This is a genomic window from Porcipelethomonas sp., from assembly GCF_051893655.1.
Taxonomy (GTDB): domain Bacteria; phylum Bacillota; class Clostridia; order Oscillospirales; family Ruminococcaceae; genus Porcipelethomonas.
On record NZ_JBJFHN010000020.1, the window covers coordinates 1 to 21,218 of the forward strand.

Annotated in this window: 19 protein-coding genes; 12 read left to right on the forward strand and 7 right to left on the reverse strand. The window is 36.8% G+C overall.

The features are described from left to right. The 5 genes from ACI4WO_RS00850 to asnB form a co-directional block, all read right to left on the reverse strand. On the reverse strand, positions 1-433 hold a 433-nt coding region (locus ACI4WO_RS00850; RefSeq protein WP_439805666.1), incomplete at its 3' end, for an undecaprenyl phosphate translocase family protein. A gap of 191 nt (positions 434-624) precedes the next feature. Beyond that, complete coding sequence (locus tag ACI4WO_RS00855; RefSeq protein ID WP_439805667.1) at positions 625-1,362, reverse strand: hypothetical protein; 738 nt, start codon at positions 1,360-1,362, stop codon at positions 625-627. Between the two features lie 18 nt (positions 1,363-1,380). Continuing rightward, on the reverse strand, positions 1,381-2,463 hold the full coding sequence (gene pyrB, locus ACI4WO_RS00860; RefSeq protein WP_439805668.1) for an aspartate carbamoyltransferase: 1,083 nt from the start codon (positions 2,461-2,463) through the stop codon (positions 1,381-1,383). A gap of 24 nt (positions 2,464-2,487) precedes the next feature. Next, the gene (locus tag ACI4WO_RS00865) at positions 2,488-3,156 is read right to left on the reverse strand and encodes an HD domain-containing protein (protein WP_439805669.1); all 669 of its coding nucleotides are present in this window, start codon (positions 3,154-3,156) and stop codon (positions 2,488-2,490) included. A 24-nt stretch (positions 3,157-3,180) separates the two neighbouring features. Then, on the reverse strand, positions 3,181-5,055 hold the full coding sequence (gene asnB / locus ACI4WO_RS00870) for an asparagine synthase (glutamine-hydrolyzing) (protein ID WP_439805670.1): 1,875 nt from the start codon (positions 5,053-5,055) through the stop codon (positions 3,181-3,183). A gap of 207 nt (positions 5,056-5,262) precedes the next feature. Here asnB and ACI4WO_RS00875 point away from each other — a divergent pair, with 207 nt between their 5' ends. The 7 genes from ACI4WO_RS00875 to ACI4WO_RS00905 all read left to right on the forward strand — a co-directional run bounded on the left by ACI4WO_RS00875 (position 5,263) and on the right by ACI4WO_RS00905 (position 10,283). Next, positions 5,263-6,111 carry a GDSL-type esterase/lipase family protein gene (locus ACI4WO_RS00875; protein WP_439805671.1) on the forward strand — a complete coding sequence of 283 codons (849 nt, stop codon included), beginning with the start codon at positions 5,263-5,265 and terminating at the stop codon, positions 6,109-6,111. Between the two features lie 29 nt (positions 6,112-6,140). Next, positions 6,141-6,620, forward strand: coding sequence for a DUF4358 domain-containing protein (locus tag ACI4WO_RS00880; protein WP_439805672.1), 480 nt, complete (start codon positions 6,141-6,143; stop codon positions 6,618-6,620). A gap of 277 nt (positions 6,621-6,897) precedes the next feature. Next, the gene (locus ACI4WO_RS00885) at positions 6,898-7,074 is read left to right on the forward strand and encodes a DUF4250 domain-containing protein (RefSeq protein WP_439805673.1); all 177 of its coding nucleotides are present in this window, start codon (positions 6,898-6,900) and stop codon (positions 7,072-7,074) included. Positions 7,075-7,087: 13 nt separating this feature from the next. Next, positions 7,088-8,020, forward strand: coding sequence for an InlB B-repeat-containing protein (locus tag ACI4WO_RS00890; protein ID WP_439805674.1), 933 nt, complete (start codon positions 7,088-7,090; stop codon positions 8,018-8,020). Between the two features lie 101 nt (positions 8,021-8,121). Next, positions 8,122-8,301 (forward strand): alpha/beta-type small acid-soluble spore protein, encoded by a 180-nt coding sequence (locus tag ACI4WO_RS00895; protein ID WP_439805675.1) that lies wholly within the window; start codon positions 8,122-8,124, stop codon positions 8,299-8,301. 83 nt (positions 8,302-8,384) lie between these two features. Next, the gene (locus ACI4WO_RS00900; RefSeq protein WP_439805676.1) at positions 8,385-9,089 is read left to right on the forward strand and encodes a M48 family metallopeptidase; all 705 of its coding nucleotides are present in this window, start codon (positions 8,385-8,387) and stop codon (positions 9,087-9,089) included. 27 nt (positions 9,090-9,116) lie between these two features. After that, positions 9,117-10,283, forward strand: a complete 1,167-nt coding sequence (locus ACI4WO_RS00905; protein WP_439805677.1) for a cation diffusion facilitator family transporter — start codon at positions 9,117-9,119, stop codon at positions 10,281-10,283. A gap of 85 nt (positions 10,284-10,368) precedes the next feature. Here the strand turns inward: ACI4WO_RS00905 and ACI4WO_RS00910 are convergent, their stop codons facing one another. Next, positions 10,369-11,190 carry a P-loop NTPase gene (locus tag ACI4WO_RS00910; protein ID WP_439805678.1) on the reverse strand — a complete coding sequence of 274 codons (822 nt, stop codon included), beginning with the start codon at positions 11,188-11,190 and terminating at the stop codon, positions 10,369-10,371. Between the two features lie 68 nt (positions 11,191-11,258). Beyond that, positions 11,259-12,803, reverse strand: coding sequence for a cardiolipin synthase (cls, locus tag ACI4WO_RS00915; RefSeq protein WP_439805679.1), 1,545 nt, complete (start codon positions 12,801-12,803; stop codon positions 11,259-11,261). Positions 12,804-13,109: 306 nt separating this feature from the next. Here cls and ligA point away from each other — a divergent pair, with 306 nt between their 5' ends. The 5 genes from ligA to ACI4WO_RS00940 all read left to right on the forward strand — a co-directional run. Further along, positions 13,110-15,095, forward strand: coding sequence for an NAD-dependent DNA ligase LigA (gene ligA, locus ACI4WO_RS00920; RefSeq protein WP_439805680.1), 1,986 nt, complete (start codon positions 13,110-13,112; stop codon positions 15,093-15,095). Positions 15,096-15,108: 13 nt separating this feature from the next. Then, positions 15,109-15,378, forward strand: a complete 270-nt coding sequence (gene gatC, locus ACI4WO_RS00925; protein ID WP_439805681.1) for an Asp-tRNA(Asn)/Glu-tRNA(Gln) amidotransferase subunit GatC — start codon at positions 15,109-15,111, stop codon at positions 15,376-15,378. Between the two features lie 14 nt (positions 15,379-15,392). Then, positions 15,393-16,856, forward strand: a complete 1,464-nt coding sequence (gene gatA / locus ACI4WO_RS00930; protein WP_439805682.1) for an Asp-tRNA(Asn)/Glu-tRNA(Gln) amidotransferase subunit GatA — start codon at positions 15,393-15,395, stop codon at positions 16,854-16,856. Between the two features lie 12 nt (positions 16,857-16,868). Then, positions 16,869-18,305 (forward strand): Asp-tRNA(Asn)/Glu-tRNA(Gln) amidotransferase subunit GatB, encoded by a 1,437-nt coding sequence (gene gatB, locus ACI4WO_RS00935; RefSeq protein WP_439805683.1) that lies wholly within the window; start codon positions 16,869-16,871, stop codon positions 18,303-18,305. Positions 18,306-18,614: 309 nt separating this feature from the next. Next, on the forward strand, positions 18,615-21,218 hold a 2,604-nt coding region (locus ACI4WO_RS00940), incomplete at its 3' end, for a glycoside hydrolase family 9 protein (RefSeq protein WP_439805684.1).

Genomic DNA, 21,218 nt, shown 5'->3' on the forward strand with positions numbered 1-21,218 from the left:
CGAAATTTACTCCGGTGTCACTGCCGGTATTTGCAGCATCGGATGGATTTAACAGTGTAATTAAAACTACCAGTGCAATTCCGGCAGCCATAAATATAAGATTGTAATATTTCTTTGCAAGAACCTTTTTTTCTTCAATAATAATAATAGGTATTGAAAAAATTATAAATCCAAGAAACAGTGAACTTACCTGATAAATATGTGATTCAAAAACACTTGTAAGAATTAAAACTGCGGAAATAAATCCGACAATCCAGCCTATTCCAAGGCGAATCAGGAATTTAATTGCTTTGACTCTTTTTTCTTTTTTCTGGAGTTTGTCTCCATTGCTGGGAACAAAGGCATCAAGCGAACCGATGAAATCATCGTAGAATCCCAGAAGAAAAGCAATTGTGCCGCCGGATACTCCGGGAACGCTGTCAGCCAATGCCATTAACAGACCGCAAATATATACCATTTTTTATTTATTACTTTTATGAAAAGTAATATTCTCCTTTCTTTTTTTATTCTTTTGGCTTATGAAGGAAGTGTATAATAAACACTTGCGTTTATTATATCATAGGCTTTCTTTCAAGTCAATAATTTTATATTTTCTTTACATTAATTTAACATTTAAGCAAAATTTCATTTCATTCCGTTATATGCAGTTACAGCAGCCTGAATATCGGTATTGCATCCCAGAGAATATAATTTTACACTGTTTTCCAGTTTGTCAAGCAATGAAAGGGTCATAGACATTTTTTCGCTGTCTTTTGGACGATAACATTGCTGTAAAAGCATAGGATATGCTTTACTTAAACTTATTGGTTCTATATGATTTACAGTATCACGTTTTAAAATACAGATTGCCTTAAGCGGAGCAGATTTATTAATGTTTAAATTTTCCTTGCCGCACCAGGGAGTGCCAAAAATTACAGCTTTATTGTCAGAAGTAATTTTAATAATAGGCTTGTCACCGTTTATTATTTCTGCACGGCTGCCGAAATATCTAAGCCATAGATTTGTATGAGTAGACTTTCCGGTTCCGGAACTGGCAGCAAACAGATATGCATTGCCGTCTAAGGCAACGGCTGAACCGTGAAAGAGAAAATATCCGTCTTTGATAATACTTTCTGCGAGTTTACGATAAACTGAAAGACTTTCCAGATAGTCATTTGAAAAGTCCCTTACAGGAATTCCTTCTGCCAGATCTTCCTGCTGTGATTTCTGGCGTTCACATTCTATATCAGAATCTGAAGTGCTTATTATTATATCGCTGCTTTTATTGCCGATATATAAGTAATCCTTGCACTGATTATGAACATAATCATATAAGGAATTGATTTCCGTAATATGCTCAGCTATTATATATCTTTTTTGCATACGTTGCCTCTTTCATTTTTAATGAGTTAAAAGCAGTCTTTCATCGCAGTATTCACATTCTATTGTGTCACCGTATCCTGTAAATGATTTTGGAAGATAAAGTTCAGTATTAGTAATACATTTAGGGTTGGAGCAATGGCAGTCATTATGCACGGAGCCTTTAAGCAGCTGAGTAGGGGAAGAGTTTTCAAGCATGGTCATAATAAGTGCCATGCGTACATACATTCCGTATTTTGCCTGTTTGAAATAAATAGCTCTGGGGTCATTATCCACCTCAATTGAAATTTCATCAACTCTGGGCATCGGATGCATTACAATCATATCAGACCGGCTTTTTTTCAGCTTTTTTAAATCAAGTACATATGTATCTTTCTGAGCAAGATATTCTTCCTTGCTTGCAAAGCGTTCCTGTTGAATTCTTGTCATGTAAAGCATGTCAAGATCATTTATAACTTCATCAAGTGCAGAAACCTCGGTATAACGGCTTCCGCTGGCAGTAATTATATCCTTTATATAGGAAGGCAGTCTGAGTTCCGGAGTTGAGATGAGAACAAAAGTATTTCCGGAATATGCAGACAGTGCTTTGCAGAGAGAATGTACTGTTCTTCCGTTTACGAGATCACCGCACAGTCCTATATTAAGATTGTCAAGACGTCCTTTTTCTTCTTTAAGGGTCAGAAGATCAGTAAGGGTCTGAGTCGGGTGAAGATGCCCTCCGTCTCCGGCATTGATAACAGAGCAGTCAGCTGTAAGTGCAGCAGCTTTTGCAGCCCCCGGAAGCGGATGGCGGATAATGAGTATATCCGCATAATTACTTACTATCTTTGTAGTATCCTTAAGATTTTCACCCTTTGAAACAGATGATGTTGCCGGATTGTCAAATCCTATTATACTTCCACCCAGTCTTATCATTGCAGACTGAAAAGACATCTGGGTACGTGTAGACGGCTCATAAAAAAGAGTCGCCATAATTTTGCCGTCACAGGCATGAGTGTATCTCTGGGGATGATTTTTTATATCCTGACCAAGACTGATAATTTTGTTCCACCAGGAAACCGGGTAATCATTTAAGTCTATCAGATGCGGCAGCGGTGATATCATTTTTAACCTCCTGAAATTTTAATTTTATAATAAAGATGAACCATTGACAATCATTTTAAACTGAAGTCCCAGATATGAGCAAGCTCTTTTGCATAAAAGCATGCGGTTTAAAAATATTTCAAAATATTCAATTACCGGTGAAATTTCAGTATCGATTGCAAGATCTAGGATTATTGCAGTTTTACTTTCATTAAAATATAAAGCGGATTTTTCAACTGCATAGTTTACTCTGTCATGAATATCAAATGTAAGAAAATCATTGTTTCTGACACGGCTTCTGCGGACATCAGTTTTATCTGCTATTATAAGTGCGGCGGAAATAGCGTCAACAGGCTGAGCAGTTGATTCATCGTGGTTTCCGATAGCAGAAATAATAGAGCATATTTCAGAAGCCGGCATGCTCATATTGTCAAGCAGTCTGAAAGCCATAACAGCTCCGCTCTGAGCATGGTCTATGCGGTTTATTACATTTCCGATATCGTGCATTATTCCGGCTATTTTTGCGAGTTCTACTGTTCTTTCGTCATATCCCAGTTCAGTTAGGATCATACTTGCATTCTGAGCCACTATTTCTACATGAGCAAAGGAATGCTCTGTATATCCCTGAACCTTAAGAGCCTGATCAGCTCTTCTGATGTATTCCATTATATCAGGATTTTGTTTGATGTATTTATAAGTTACATTACTTGCCATTTATTTAATATGCCTTTCAGATTTTTATTTCACAAATTCAGAGTCTTCAAAATACACGCCGTACCAGATAAGGAAAGCGTAGATAGTCCAGATTTTTCTGCTGTTGTCAGCTTTTCCATTTTTATGGTCATCAAGAAGCTTTACAAGCAGATCTGTATTGAAAAACTTCTGTGCTGCGTTTCCTGTAAAGCTTTCCTTTACGATATTATAATACTTATCCTCTTTAAGCCATACCCTGATAGGAACAGGGAAGCCGAGTTTTTTCTTGGCGGCAGTTTTGGCAGTCTGAGGAGGAGTATCTTTCTTTGCAGCAAGGCGCATAGCGTATTTTGTGATGTATTTTGTATTGGAATCGGTATTTTCCTTATGGGTCACTCTGTATCTGCGTGGTATTTTTTCAGCCAGAGCCATAACTTCCTTGTCAAGGAAAGGAACTCGAAGTTCAAGAGAATTTGCCATACTCATTTTGTCTGCCTTAAGAAGAATATCACCCGTCATCCACAGATGAAGATCCAGATACTGCATTTTAGTTACATCGTCTTTACCCTTGACTTTGTCATAAAACGGCTTTGTTATTACAGTCGGGTCAGGGGCATTGGTTTTGATTTTAAGAAGCTTTTTTCTTTCCTCAGGCGTGAACATATAAGCGTTGCCTATAAATCTTTCTTCTACATCTTTTCCCTTTCTTATGAAGAAGTTTACTCCACGGTGTGCAGGAAGCTTTCCGGCAATTTTTCCCACACCTCTTTTAAGACCTCTTGGAAGTTTGTCATATACTGTTCCGTCCGGATCGCTGTATACGTTATATCCGCCGAAAATTTCATCAGCTCCCTCACCTGAAAGAACAACCTTAAGCTTCTGGGACGCCAGATTGCAAACAAAATAAAGTGCTACAGCCGACGGATCAGCAAGAGGTTCATCCATGTGATACTGAATTTTTGCCAGAGAACCCCAGTATTCTTCAGGGGTTATAACCTTGCTGTTGTTTTCTTTGCCAATGGCTTTAGAAAATTCCTTTGCCCAGCCTATTTCATTGTACTTTTCATCATTCCCGAAACCGACAGTAAAAGTCTTGTCAACATCTGCCACTGCTGCCACATAGCTGGAATCAACACCGCTGGACAGAAAACTTCCTACTTCAACATCGGCAATTTTATGAGCTTTTACAGAGTCATGGAATGTATCGGAAATTTTATTTACCCATTCATCAAGACCCGGCTTTTCATCTGCTTCAAAATTAATTTCCCAGTAACGTTCAATGTCAAGTTTTCCATTTTTATATGTGAAACAATGTGCAGCCGGAAGCTTGAAGACATTTTTGAAAAATGTTTCATTCTGCGGAGAGTACTGGAATGTCAGATAGTTTTCCAGTGCATCTTCATTCAGTATTTTTTTGAAATGAGGGTGAGGAAGAAAGCTTTTTATTTCTGAACCGAATAAAAAGCTTTCCCCGGAGAGAGAATAGTAAAGGGGTTTAATGCCAAAAAAATCTCTGGCACCAAAAAGCTCTTTGGTGTCTTTATCCCAGATTACAAATGCAAACATGCCTCTGAGCATGTTGAGAAGCTTTTTACCATATTCTTCATAACCATGAAGAAGTACTTCCGAGTCAGTGTTAGTTTTAAACTTGTGACCTGCTTTAATAAGCTTTTCACGTATATCCTGATAATTATATATTTCACCGTTAAATAACAGAACCTTCGAACCGTCTTCATTCAGGATAGGCTGATCACCCTGATCAAGGTCGATGATACTAAGTCGCCTGAATCCCAGAGCGATCCCCTCATCAATATACGTTCCGCCTGAATCCGGACCGCGGTGTATAATTTTATTCATCATTTTTTCCAGTACCAAATTAGAATTGTCAATAAAATTGGTAAATCCAACAAATCCACACATATATAATATTTCCTCCGGTTAAAATTTCTTTGCAAACTGCTTTCATTATATTATACTATATGTTTGAAAACTTTGCAATAATTATACAGATTAAATTATGAAAAACTATTGCAAAAATTTCACTGTTGAGTTATAATAATTTTAGAGGAATTTATAGAGATAAAATGAAAAATATTGTAGAAAAAATAAATTTTTAGGAGCAGAAAAATGTCGGGAAAACGGCGCAGATCATATATGTATGTCAAAAGTACAAACGGACCTTTAATCAGATTCAGATTTAAGGTTATTTTTATTATTTTTATTCTGGTTACAGCAGTGTGTTTTCTGATTTACATGACCGGAGTGAATATCGGCGGCAATGACAGTGGGGAAGGAAATGTTTTATGGGAATCTCAGGTATCTGAAGCGGACAGCAGTGAAGCAGAGCAGACTGAAAAAACAGATGAGATAATCAATCCTGTTCCGGCATCTGATCCTTTAACGGAAACATATTTTGGCAAATGTGCTTTTGTAGGAGATTCTATTACTGTTGGATTGTCTGATTATCAGCTTGTACCCATTAAAAATGTTTATGCAGAAGTGGGAATGAATATCGAAAAAATAAATTCTGATACTATTCAGACGGCTTATGGCGAAATAACAGTTCTTGATGCACTTACACAGGCAAAACCTGAAAATATCTATATTATGCTCGGAAGCAACGGAATATCGTGGCTTTCGCTTAATGACATGATATCATATTATTCAGATTTTGTTGACGGTGTTCAGAAAGCTCTCCCGGATTCAAAAATATATATTCTGTCTATTCCGCCGGTTACTGCCGGAAGGGAAACGGCAGAAGATGAACCTATTTTAAATTCAGATATAGATAAATACAATTCTGAATTACTTAAAATGGCTGACAGCAAAAAACTTTATTATGTAGATATAAATACGGCACTTAAAGGTAATGATGGAAAACTGCCGGAAGAAAATGCTGCTGATGACGGAATGCATTTTGAAAAATCTACCTATAAAATTATGCTGAATTATATTTTATCACATGTTGCCAAATAATTTTTATAATATATAAAGGGGAAATAATAATGAACAAAATGAAAAAGAGAATTGCTGCAGGGCTTTTGACCGTATGTGTTATACTGTCTGCAACAGGCTGCGAAGGAAACTCAAAAAAAGCAGAAGCATCAAAGCCACTTAAGGAAATTACCGGAGCTGTTATGGACTGTGGTGTGGAATTTCCTGAAATGGTAGAGGTAAGTGAAGATAATTTTCAGTTCAGATATGCTGTAAGCACTGATGATTATTCTGAATATTCTGTATGGTGGGCAGGTTCAGGAGGAGACGCAGATGAAATATGTCTTATCAAGGCTAAAGATACTGATAAAGTAAGAAAAGCTGTTGAAGAAAGAAAGAAAAGTCAGGAAGGCGTTTTTAAGGATTATGTTGAGGAACAGTATGAAAAACTCTGTGATTCAGAGGTGAAAACTAAGGGGGATTATGTTTACTGGCTGTGTACAAATGACAATAAAAAAGCGGAGGATACTCTGCTTTCATATTTTGAATGATTGAATAAGCTATACATAAATATAAATGAAATATTGAGAAAAGTCTTCTGGTTCTTATGAATGAGAGGACTTTTTTATTCTGAAACCTCGGAAAAAATGGATATATAATACAAAGAGTTTCAATGAAAATAATATGCTGCATATTATTCATAAATGATTTGTCATATTTTTTTCATAATGTATTGACATTTCAGAAAAAATAAGTTATATTAATGAAATAGGAAAGTTTATAGCTGTTTTAATGCATTATAGTATATTTGAAAGGATTTTGATAAAAATGAAACTTCCTGAAGATCCTGTTATTCTTCTGAGTGTTATTAATACTAAACTCAGAGATATGTATAAATCATTGGATGATTTATGCGATGATGCAAATATTGATAAAAAATATATTGAAGATAAACTGAATTCTATTGGATATAAATATAATGAAAAACAGAATCAATTTAAATAATGGAGATAGATAGATGAAATTTATAAAAAAATCATTAAGCTGCTTGATTTCAGCTGCTGTATTATGCTGTACTTTATTGACGGTTCCTGTATCTGCTGAGGAACAGTATGTTTATAATAATATCCCTACGGTTTTTGACCTGATAAATATAAGACGCAGCCTTATGAATGCTGACGGTGAGTATACTATGTCAGATTATAACACCATGCTTAACTTTTTGCTTAAGAAAAAAGCAACGGTATCCAAAAAAGTCAGTATATCATATGATACAGAAGGATGTGATACATCGACATATTCTGATTTGTCAGTATTGGATACATATGAATGTACAAGCGGTTCAATAATAAAGGTTGCACCTTCTGGTCTTATAAAAGACGGATATTATCACAGCGGCTGGGTTTATGACGGAAAAGTGTATTCTACAAATGAAACATTTGTAGTTCCTGATAATGATGTGGTATTTACTCCTTTCTGGTATAATTCAAACATTATACAATATTATGCCGGGGATTATGATGATATTATCGGACAGAAGACTGCTTCTTTTAATGCTACTGAAGGATCTACCATAACTTTGGCGGAATCATCAAGGTTTTCCCGTAAAGGATATAAGATTTCAGGCTGGCTTTGTGACTATGACGGTCTTATTTACGGAACAATTTCAAGTTATGTGGTGCCGGAATCTGATGTTACTTTTACCGCAGTCTGGAAACCGGCTACATATAGTATAAGAATTTCTGCAAATAATGGAAACAGCTCGGATAAATATACACTGACTGCTACATACGGTGAAGAATTCATATTCCCTGAATGTGAATATGAAAATGGGACTAAGACATTTGCTGGCTGGCAGTATGAAGATCAGATTTATCAGCCTGGTGATTCGACAGTATTCCCTCCGCTTCTTTCTGGTGAAAGTATTGTAATAGTTGCAACCTGGAAGTAATAATTTTTTTTGAATTTGTCTAAAAATTACCTGTTATATAAAATTGATAAAAGCTTATAATATTAGTGCGGCATCAATAAAATATAAAAGGAGATTCAAATATGAAAGGCGAATTTACTCAGAAGGGCAAGGAAGCTCTCGAACGTTTTAAAATGGAAGCAGCAAGTGAAGTAGGAGTTAATCTTAAGCAGGGTTATAACGGTGACCTGACTGCAAGAGAAGCTGGTTCAATCGGGGGCCAGATGGTTAAAAAGATGATTGACGCATATAAGGTTCAGTAATTACCTTATAATAAATGAAGTCCTCCCGTTATCGGGAGGATTTTATTCTGTAATAAACATTTGTAAAATCCGAAAGGACATTTATGGAAAGCTTTGTAGTTACATTTAATGATAAAAGTATTAAATGCTTTATCCAGCGAAAAAAAGTAAAAAATATTAATATCAGAATTAAATCGGAAGGCATATATATATCTGCTTCAAAAAGTATTTCAAAGGAATATATTAAAAATCTGATTAACAAAAAAGAACAGTTTATTGTTAATGCATTAAAAAAGATAAATCAGGAATCATTAAAGGATTCTGAAAGACAGAATATTAAAAAGGTATCATATCTGGGTAATATTTATCCTGTTAAAATTATCCCGGATATCAGTGAACAGGTAGTTTTTGATGAAAAAGAATTTAAAATCTGCACCAGTACATTCAATGCTGACAGTATAAGAATTTTGCTCAAAAAGTGGTACCTGAGTAAAGCTATGATTATTTTCAGGGAAATAAATGAATATACATATAATGAATTTTTAAAAAAAGGATTTAAAGTTCCATGTGCTTTGGTTACTATTAAGGAAATGAAAACAAGATGGGGAAGCTGTAATGCAGTAAGAGGAAAAATTTCCATGAATTTACGGCTTATGGAATATCCGTCAGAGTGCATTTATGGTGTATTTTTTCATGAATACGCACATTTTATTCATCAAAATCATTCCAAAGCCTTTTATGATACACTTGTTTCTGTGTATCCGGATTATTATAGGTCATACAAAATACTGAAAGAATATAAAATTTAATATTATATAAGACAATGAGGTGAAAATATGATAAATTTTCTTATAAAAAAATTTATAAAAGATTATGATAATGTTGATGATCCTGTTGTTCGTCAGAAATATGGAACACTTAGCAGCTGTACCGGAATAATATGCAACATAGTATTATTTGTTATTAAATATACAGCAGGAACTCTGGCACACTCAATATCAATTGTTTCAGACGCTTTTAACAATCTTTCAGACTGTGCAAGCTGTCTTGTAACACTCTTAGGGTATAAGATAGCTTCAAAGCCTGCTGACCGTGATCATCCGTTCGGTCATGGAAGAATGGAATATCTTACAGCTTTGACAATTGCAGTATTTGTAATATTTGTGGGACTGGAACTTTTAAAAAATTCAGTTTTGAAAATAATGAATCCTGTTGAACTGAAATTCAGTCTGGCAGTTTTGATTTCTCTTGTTTTTTCTATAGCAGTTAAATTCTGGATGGCATTTTTTAATAATAAGCTTGGAAAAAAAATAAATTCCACAGTTTTATTTGCTACTGCCAAAGACAGTAAAAGTGATGTTATTGCTACGTCAGCTACGCTTGTAGCTCTTGTTGCTTCACTGTTTACAGACCTGCCTGTTGACGGTGTAATGGGAATAATAGTTTCATTGTTTATTTTAAAATCAGGTTATGATATTGTCAGGGATACAGTAGATGAACTTTTGGGTAAACCTGCAGATTCAGAACTTGTAAATAAAATAAAGGAATATGTTCTGAAGAATGATAAAATTATTGGGATACATGATCTTCTGATTCATAATTACGGTCCCGGAAATATGATAGGCAGCTGTCATGTAGAAGTAAAAAGTAACGAAAACTTTGTTGATGCACATGATATAATAGACAGGATTGAAAGGGATATACATAATGATTTGAATGTTATGATGACTATACACATGGATCCTATAGAAACTGATGATAAGCTGACAAATGAAATGAGGGATCTTGTGAATAATATTATACGTTCAATTGATCCGGAACTTAATATGCATGACTTCAGAATAGTTTATGGAGAATCTCATACTAATCTCATTTTTGACCTGGTTGTTCCATATGATTGTAAGTATACAAATGATCAGCTAAAAGAACAAATTGATGAACTTCTTGAAAAAGAAGAAAGAAATTATTATACAGTAATTGTTTTTGACAAGGAATATAATTAGAAAATTTGAGGGAAATCCTTATTAAAAAGGGTTTCCCTCAAATAATTTACGCAGATTCTGTTTATACTTTTGGTTGGGCTTTTTATCAGAATTTTTCTATTATATCTGAAGCTTCATCAAGCCAGTTTCCGTCATAAAGCTCAATCATTCCCTTATCACACGCAGCGGCAAGTTTCGGTTCAATAGGAAGTCTGCCCAGCACTTTGAGATTATATTCATTTGCAGTTTCTTCAAGTTTGCTTTCACCGAAAATATTTATTTTTTTGCCGCAGTCAGGACATTGAACATAGCTCATGTTTTCAACAATACCTATAACAGGAATATTCATCATTTCAGCCATTTTTACAGCTTTTGCAACAATCATTGAAACAAGCTCCTGAGGAGAAGTTACAACAATTATTCCGTCAACAGGAATGGACTGAAAAACAGTCAGCGGAACATCTCCCGTTCCCGGTGGCATATCTACAAACATATAGTCAACATCGCCCCAGATAACATCTGTCCAGAATTGCTTTACAACTCCGGCAATGACAGGTCCTCTCCAGATGACAGGGTCTGTATCATTTTCCAGCATGAGATTTACAGAAATTACATTTATTCCTGTTTTGCTTTCCGCAGGAAATATTCCGTCTTCTGAACCTGTTGCTTTTTCTTTGATTCCAAAGGCTTTTGGTATGGAAGGTCCTGTAATATCTGCATCCAGAACAGCAGTTTTAAAACCCTTTCTGTTCATGTTGACAGCCAGAATAGAAGAAACAATAGATTTTCCTACTCCGCCTTTTCCGCTTACAATTCCGATAACCTTTTTAATTCTGCTTTGTGCGTGAGGTTTTTCAAGCATGCTTTCCATGCTTCTTTCACTACAGTTCTGACCGCATGAAGAACAGTCATGTGTACATTCGCTCATATTAAAATCCTTTCAAAATTTATTTTTATAAAAACAGAAATGCTGATGCATTTCTGTAATGTCAGCTTTTAAAGAAGCGGAGCAATGATTCTCAGCAGTCCGCCGGCAAGCCTTTTGATCAGAGGACGTTTTTTACAGTCCTCAAGAGTAATTTGTCTGCACCTTGCTAGTGTATCAAGAAAATCTGTTTTGATTTCTGATACAGATGTGGTTTTATACATCATGGTAGCACATTCAAAATGAAGGTACAGACTTCTGTAATCCATATTAATAGTACCGACAACTGCTGTTGTATCGTCAGATACAAAATTTTTGGCATGTATGAATCCGGGCATATATTCATAAATTTTGACACCCAGTCTTATCAATTCTTCATAGTAATTCCATCCAAGTATATTAACATACCATTTATCGGCAATATGTGGTACTATTATTTTTATGTCTACTCCACTTTTTGCTGCATATCCTAAAGCTGTTATAAGTTCATTGTCAATGATAAGGTATGGTGTTGTAATATATACATATTTTTTTGCATTATTAATAATGTTCATGTATACAAATTTTCCCACTTCTTCATTGTTTGTAGGTGTGTCTCCGTAAGGCATTACAAATCCCGGACTTTCAGGAAGATCTGCAAAAGCAGAAGCGTCTGCTTTATATTTTCCAAAGTCGCTTATCTGCTTGCTTTTCCATTCCCACATCTGAAGGAACATCATTGTAAAGCTCCATACTGCTTCGCCTTTAATCATTACTGCTGTGTCTTTCCAGTGTCCGAAACGTTCCTTTTCATTGATATATTCATCAGCAAGATTTATACCTCCGTTAAAGGCGGTAACACCGTCAATTACGAGGATTTTCCGGTGGTCACGGTTATTCTGTACAGTTGACAGAAACGGTCTGAATGCATTAAAAACCCGGCACTGAATACCTTTTGTTTCGATGTATTTATTATAATAATCAGGAAGCTGAAACTGATTCAGCATACCGTCATAAAGAAGCCTTACTTCAACGCCTTCTTCTGCTTTGCGTTCAAGTATTTTAAGAATGGTATCCCACATTTTTCCATTATTTATAATAAAATATTCCAGAAAAATAAAATGTTTAGCTTTTTCCAGTTCTTCAATCATAGAAGCATATTTTTCTTCACCAATACTGTAATATTCTACCTGAGTATTTTTATAAACAGGATATCCGCCGTAATCTTTAACATACTTTGCCATGTGTGCTGTACACATACTGTCATTTTTAAGTTCGTTTATAACTTCTTCATCCTGTGGAATAAGAGGACTGGTTACTTTTATCATCTGATTTTTTGATTCCCTGAAGAACATCGTTCCAAGCTGGGAATGAAAGAAAATATACATAAATGCACCAAAGATCGGAATAAGCATGATAAGCAGACTCCATGAAAGCTTATATGCCGGATTGGTTTCTTTTTTGTTAATGACATAGCATACAAGAAGAAAGGATAGAATAGTCTGTGCGCCATATATATAATTTGAGTATTCATAAAGCTTGAAAAAGCATACTGCTACAAAAGCTGCCTGCAATAAAAGAATCAGTATTATAAGAAAATTTCTGCCTAAAATCTTTTTGAAATTCTTGATTTTCATACGTCCCTCCAGAATCATGTCAAAACAATTCAGATACGCAGAAAGCAGATTTTTATTTGTGTATCTGAGAGGAAATTAAACAGTAATATAATAAACATTCATTTCATTATATCATATTTTTTTTGTTTTAGCAACATTATTCGTCATAATATAAGAATTGATATGATGTAAAAAATAAGTTGAAATGATTGCACGATTGTGGTATAATTAAAAAGCATTCATATAAAAGTCTGCGTGTAATTTTTACGCCGGATATATGTGAATATGCTCTGGATTATTTATTGTAACAGGAAAATGGAGATTTATATGAAGGATTCTGAAATATCTGAAAAAATCAAACGTCTTTCGGAAGAAATCGAAAGGCACAGCAGAAACTATTATGTTCTTGATAATCCTGAAATATCAGACTATGAATATGATATGATGATGCAGGAACTGAAAAAGCTTGAAAATGCATATCCGGAATTTGCTTTGGAAAATTCACCTACAAAACGTGTGGGCGGAGAGGCACTTAACACTTTTGAAAAGGTTGAGCATAAGGTTCAGATGGGAAGCCTTCAGGATGTATTTTCCTTTGAAGAAGTTGCAGATTTTATAAACCGCTGTAATGAACAACTTGATGATCCTGTATTTATTGTTGAACCGAAGATAGATGGATTGTCTGTATCTCTTGAATATTCAAACGGCGAAATGACGATTGGCTCTACAAGGGGAAACGGGTTTATCGGTGAGGATGTTACAAGTAATCTTAAAACTATAAAATCAGTGCCGCTGAAGCTTAGCAGTGCTGTTCCCTTTATAGAAGTAAGAGGAGAGGTTTACATGCCCAGAAAAAGTTTTGCACAGCTGGTAGAACAGCAGGAGCTTAACGATGAGCAGCCGTTTAAAAATCCAAGGAATGCAGCAGCCGGATCGCTAAGACAGAAAAATTCAAAAATAACTGCCGGCAGAAAGCTTGATATTTTTGTGTTCAATTTACAGCAGCTTCAGGGTGAGGAAATTACAAATCATAAGGATTCTCTGGATTATATGAAAAATCTGGGGTTTAAAGTGATCCCAAGTTATGTGGAATGCCATACTTTTGAAGAAGTTAAGGATGAGATAGAGAAGATCGGTGAAAACCGCAGTGATTATTCTTTTGATATTGACGGTGTCGTCATAAAGGTTAATGATTTCCGACAAAGAGAAATAATGGGGGCGACAGCAAAGGTTCCGAAATGGGCAGTGGCTTATAAGTTTCCCCCGGAGGAAAAGGAAACCAGGCTTCTTGATATTGAAGTGAATGTAGGGCGTACAGGTGCCATTACTCCTGTTGCGGTATTTGAACCTGTAAGTCTTGCAGGTACAAGTGTTTCAAGAGCTGTTTTGCATAATCAGCAGTTTATCAGTGAAAAGGATATAAGAACAGGGGATATTATTCTGGTAAGAAAGGCTGGAGAAATTATTCCGGAGGTTATCCGGTCAGTTTCGCATAGTGAAAATTCTGTTCCTTTTTTACTGCCGGAAAAATGTCCTGTGTGCGGAACGAGTGCAGTGCGATATGAAGACGAAAGCGTTTTAAGATGTCCGAATACTGATTGTCCGGCACAGCTTCTGAAAAATATTATTCACTTTGCATCAAAGGACGCTATGAATATTGACGGTCTGGGACCTGCAATTATATCAGTTCTTCTTGAAAAAGAACTGATACATTCGGTTGCTGATCTGTATTGTCTGGAATATGAACAGCTGGCTTCTCTTGACAGGTTTGCTGAAAAGTCTGCCAAAAATCTTTTAAAAGCGATTGAAAATTCAAAGCAAAATAATCTTGACAGACTTATTTTCGCTTTGGGCATAAGAAATATAGGTGCAAAAGCTGCAAAGCTATTGTGTGAAAAGTTCGGTGATATTGATTCAATTATGAATGCCGGACAGGATGAAATTTCAAGTATTGACGGATTTGGCAGTATTATGGCTGAAAATGTAGTCAGGGCTTTTGAAGAACCTCACAGACAGGAACTTGTCAAAAGGCTTCGTGAATATGGAATCAATATGGTTTACAAGTCTGCCGCATCTTCCGGAGACGGAAGATTTGAAGGGAAAACTTTTGTGCTGACCGGAACGCTTCCTACCTTAAAAAGAAAAGAAGCTCAGGCTATGATAGAACAGTACGGCGGAAAGGTTTCTTCGGGCGTTTCAAAGAAAACTGATTTTGTAGTTGCCGGAGAGGATGCCGGAAGCAAGCTTTTAAAGGCACAGGAACTGGGAATTGAAATTATAAGCGAAGAAGAGCTTATTAATAAACTTAAATAAAAGGGTGGTAAATATGAAAATTGATATTAAACATATCGCAAAGCTGTCACGTCTGAAAATTGAAGACGAAAAGCTTGAAAAGTTTGAAAAGGATATGGAAGCCATTGTGAATATGGTGGACAAGCTTCCGGAGGTTGACGGGGATGTTGATCTTAATCCTGATGAATCAATGACGCTCAGAGAAGACAAAGCGGTAACAGATAAATTCAGACGTGAGGAGCTGCTTGCCAATGCTCCTGAAGTACAGGCAGGATGTCTGGTTGTTCCTAAAACTGTTGAATAAGGAGTTTGTGAAAAATGAGATTATATGAAAAAACAGCCGCAGAGCTGTCAGAAATGCTAAAAAATAAAGAATGCAGTGCTTTGGAGCTTTGCGATGATGTACTGTCAAGAATAAATGAAACTGAAGGAAAAATCGGAGCTTATGTAACAGTAGCTGAAGAATCCGCAAGAGAAAACGCCATGAATATCGACAAGGCTATTGCAGCAGGAGAGAATCTGCACCCTCTAGCAGGAATTCCTATAGGAATCAAGGATAATATTTCCACAAAGGGAATTAAAACAACTTGTTCTTCAAAAATGCTGGAAAATTATGTTCCGCCTTTTGATGCAACAGTAATGAATAAAATTCATGCTGCTGGAATGACTGTTCTTGGTAAAATGAACATGGATGAGTTTGCAATGGGTTCTTCTACTGAAACTTCATACATGCATCTTACAAGAAATCCTCATAATACTGAATGCGTTCCGGGAGGATCTTCAGGCGGTTCTGCTGCGGCAATAGCGTCCGGTGAAGCAATTCTGACACTCGGTTCCGATACAGGCGGTTCTATCCGTCAGCCGGCAGCACTGTGCGGAATAGTAGGCATGAAGCCGACCTACGGAAGCGTTTCAAGATATGGTCTGGTAGCTTTCGCTTCTTCACTTGATCAGATAGGCCCTCTGGGAAAATCTGTGAAGGACGTGGCAATGCTTCAGAGTCTTATCTGCGGTCATGACAGGTATGATGCTACATCTAAAAACAGAGAATACCCGGACTTTGCGGCTGCTCTTCAGGAAAATGCAAAGGGACTGAAAATCGGTATTCCTAAGGAATATTTTGGTGAGGGAATAGATGCTCAGGTAAAGGATGCCGTAATGAAAGCTGTTAAGGAGCTTGAAGCTCAGGGAGCTGTTATTAAGGAAATTTCACTGCCAAGTACAGAATATGCAATAAATACCTATTATATAATTGCATCCGCTGAGGCTTCTTCAAACCTTGCAAGATTTGACGGAGTTAAGTACGGCTACAGAGCAGCTGATTATGACGGACTTACTGATATGTACGAAAAGACCAGAAGCGAAGGTTTTGGTGATGAGGTAAAGCGCAGAATTATGCTGGGTACGTTTGTTTTAAGCTCCGGATATTTTGACGCTTACTATAAAAAAGCCAAGAAAATACAAAACCGTATTTCACAGGAGTTTTCTGACGCATTTGAACAGTGCGATGTAATTGCTACTCCGACTGTTCCTGCTTCTGCATTTAAAATCGGTGAAAATATCGGTGATCCTATAAAGATGTATTATAATGATGTCTGCACAGTAACAGTAAATATCGCCGGACTTCCTGCAATAAGCCTGCCATGCGGAAAGGACAGCTTTGGAATGCCTATGGGACTTCAGCTTATTGGCAATAAATTCAGCGAACAGACTCTTTTGAATACAGCTTATACTTATGAAAAAATCTGCGGCGGATTTGACGTTCTGTCAAAGTCACTTTAAGGAGGAATAGCAATGAAAGATTATGAAATGGTTGTAGGTCTTGAAGTCCACGCAGAGTTAAATACTGAATCAAAAATTTTCTGCGACTGCAAAAACGCATTCGGACTGGAAGTAAATACTCAGGTATGCCCGATATGTATGGGAATGCCGGGAACACTTCCGACTCTTAATGAAAAAGTTGTGGAGTATGCAATAAAAATGGGACATGCTCTTAACTGTACTATAAATAATGTATGCAGACAGGACAGAAAAAATTATTTCTATCCTGACCTTCCTAAGGCTTATCAGATCTCTCAGGCTGATGTGCCTCTCTGTGAACACGGCAGTCTTGAATTTATGGTTGACGGAAAAATGAAAACCGTTCGCATTACAAGAATTCATATCGAAGAAGATGCAGGCAAGCTCCTTCATGAAGAATCATTTGCAGGTTCACTGGTTGACCTGAACAGGTGCGGAGTGCCGCTCATCGAAATAGTTTCAGAACCGGATATCAGAAGTTCCGCAGAAGCTAAGGCATATCTTGAAACTATAAAATCAATTTTGCAGTATATTGGTATTTCTGACTGTAAAATGCAGGAAGGTTCTATAAGATGCGATGTTAACGTATCTGTTATGGAAAAGGGCTCAGACAAATTCGGAACAAGATCGGAAATGAAAAATGTTAACAGTTTCAGTGCGGCTGTAAGAGGAATTGAGTATGAAGCCAAAAGACAGATCGAACTTCTTGAAAAAGGTGAAAAGGTAATTCAGGAAACAAGAAGATGGGACGATGCAAAAGGCATGAGCTTCCCTATGAGATCCAAAGAGGATGCACAGGATTACAGATATTTTCCGGAACCTGATTTGCTTACTATCGTTGTTGACGAGGAAAAGGTTCAGGCACTTAAAGAATCAATTCCGGAACTGCCTAATGCAAAAATTAAAAGGTATGTAAATGATCTGGGACTTTCTCAGATGGATGCAACACTGATTGCTGAAGACATGGAAAAGTCTGCACTATTTGATAAGTGCAACAGTCTTAAGGTATGTAAACCTAAAAATGTCAGCAACTGGATATTAAGTGATATATCAAAATATGTTAACGAAACTGGTAAGGCAATATCACAGACAAATCTGACAGCCGAAAAGCTTTGCACACTTATTGCAAGAATTGACAAGGGGGTTATTTCCAATTCTGCCGGAAAAACAGTTTTTGATGAAATTATGAAAAATGGCGGAGAAATTGACGCTGTTATTGATGCAAAAGGACTTGCACAGAATTCTGATACGGATTTCATCGAAAATCTTGTAAAGGAAGTTTTTGCTAATAATGAAAAATCAATAAATGATTATAAAAACGGCAAAACAAATGCTCTGGGCTATCTTGTAGGACAATGCATGAAAGCATCAAAGGGTAAGGCAAATCCTGGAATAGTAAAGGAAACTGTAACCAGAATGCTTGAAAATTAAATAGTGCATATTAAAGCGGACTTAATGTCCGCTTTTTGCTTTGGTGAAAATTCACAATTAATTTTCCTTAAATTCATTCAACATGACAAATTTTACAAAAAACTATTTACAATATTGTGTAAATGTATTATAATAATCTTGAAAATTTATGGTGCAGTTTGTGATAAATTTATATATGTGCCATATAATTTCGGAATTGATGAGTTTATTGAAACTTGTCAAATTTATGCCGGCAGATGCCGGTAGTTCAAAGAAATGCGAGAAATCGCATGAATAAGTTTTGTTTTAAATTTTTAGGGAGGGTATGCGATGCATAACAAATTTACAAAGGCAATTACAGCAAGCGTTATGGCTGCTGCAATGCTGACAACGACTGTTGCTACAGTCGCTCCTATGACTGTTTCCGCAGGAGAGATACTTGGTGAATCAACATTTGATTACAAGGCACTTCCATGGCACACATGTGAAACAAACCCTGCAAAGCAGTCTTTTGATCTTGATAACGGTATGTTCCATGTTACTATCATAAACCCTAAGGGCGGTGACGGCGACAGATGGGATCTTCAGACAAGACACAGAAACCTTAACTTTAAGTCCGGTCACAAGTATACAATCACATGGTCTGCAAAGGCTAATCGTCAGGGCGTACTGGTATACACAAAGATCGGTAACATCAAAGGTGACGAGGAATACTGGGTATCCGGCGGACAGGGTCCGGCTATGGGCGGATCATGGGATAATGCAAAAGCTGTTGAACTTACAACATCTATGCAGACCTTTACATCGACATTTAATTGTACAAAGGATCTTGAAGGTGTTGAATGGGCATTCCATTATGCTGTTGGCGGTTCAACAACCGGATCAGGTGAAAACTCCAAGGCTGGTGACGAAATCTGGTTTGATAACATGTCTATCGTTGATACAACAGGCAGCCAGGATGACAGGGATCAGGACGATTTAACAACATTGGGCGTTATGAGACGTGACGACAGTGGTCTTGATAATAACTTCATTTCTGTAAACCAGATAGGTTATTATACAAATCTTTCAAAGGTTGCTACTCTTGGTGACAATAAGGGTGATATAACTCATAATGCTTCAACAATTGATTTGAGCGATTCATCTTATGAATTCAAAGTAATTAATGATGAAACCAATGAAGTTGCTTTAACAGGACAGACAACTCCTAAGGGTAAAGACAGAGATTCAGGCGATAATGTTCATACAATTGACTTTACTGAATTAGATCAGCCAGGCAGATATCACATTGAAGTTGGTGAATGGCAGTCATTCTCATTCAATATCGGCAATGATATTTATACTGATACAAGCCACAATATGCTGACAAATGCTTTGAACTATTATTATCAGAACCGTTCAGGTATTGATATTGAAGAAGCATATATCACATCTGGTGATAAGTCTTCACTGGCTCATGTAGGCGGTCATAAGACAGATACAGCTGCTGTTCAGACACAGTGGGTTCAGACATACTCAAGCAAATCAGAAGCAACAGGTACATATAGATCTTCTGACATTACTGCAACAGGCGGTTGGTACGATGCTGGTGACCACGGTAAGTATGTTGTAAACGGTGGTATTTCTGTTTGGACTCTTCAGAATATGTATGAAAGAGCAGTAGCTCAGGATAATGCTGAAAAGTTTGCTGATGGTTCAGGTACTGTAGTTGTTCCTGAAACAGGAAACAATGTTCCTGACATTCTTGATGAAGCAGCTGTTGAACTTGACTGGATGATGAAAATGGTTGTTCAGTCTGATGAACCTACATGGGGTAAATATGCAGGTCTTGTTTATCATAAACTTCATGACCACAAGTGGACCGGTCTTGCTACAAGACCTTATGACTATGAGTCTGAATGGGGAACAGTAAGAATTGTTAAACCTCCTACGTTCGCAGCTACATTGAACTTCGTTGCATGTGCTGCACAGGCTGCACGTCTTTGGGAACCATATGATTCCGCTAAGGCTGCTAAATATCTTGAAGCTGCAAAGACAAGCTATGAAGCATATAAGAAGTATTTCTATGAATATACTGATGCTGAAGCTTCAAATGCAAAGTCTCTGTACGCTCCTCTTGATCAGGCTATCGGTGGTGGTGCTTACGGTGATACAAACGTTAAGGATGACGCTTACTGGGCAGCTTGTGAACTTTATGCTACAACAGGCGATGCTGAATACTATACAGATCTCAGCAGTTATTCAGATGCATTCAAGGTTGTTTCATATCTTGAAGGCGGCGAAAACAAGGGTTCATTCGGCTCATTCAACTGGGGTAATACTGCTTCATGCGGTTCACTTACACTTTATCTGAATGAAGATAATTCAAAGCTTACAAGCCTTACTGATGCAAATAAGACATCCATTACTGAATCACTTACAGCAGCTGCTGATCTGTATATAGATAAGGAAGATGAACAGGGTTATGGTATTCCTTATGAGGGTACTAAGTATACTGATCCTGTAAACCTTCCTGAAGATCTTGTTATTGATGGTTTTGAATGGGGTTCAAACTCATTTGCTATCAACAATGCAATGGTAATGGCATATGCATATGATATTACTGAAGATGCTAAATATATGAACGGTGTAACAACTGCTATGGACTATCTGTTAGGTCGTAACCCACTTTCAGTATCATATGTAACAGGTTATGGTTCATATCATGTTTCAAGACCTCACCACAGATATTGGTCTTATGAACTGGATAAGACATTGCCAATGGCTCCAGATGGTGTAATGTCAGGTGGTCCTAACGCAGGTCTCCAGGATCCATATGTTCGTGCTCTTGGATTTGTTCCTGGTGATGCTGATAATCCGTCAGAAAGATGCTATGTTGACTCAATCGAAGCATGGTCAACTAACGAAGTTACTATTAACTGGAATGCTCCGTTT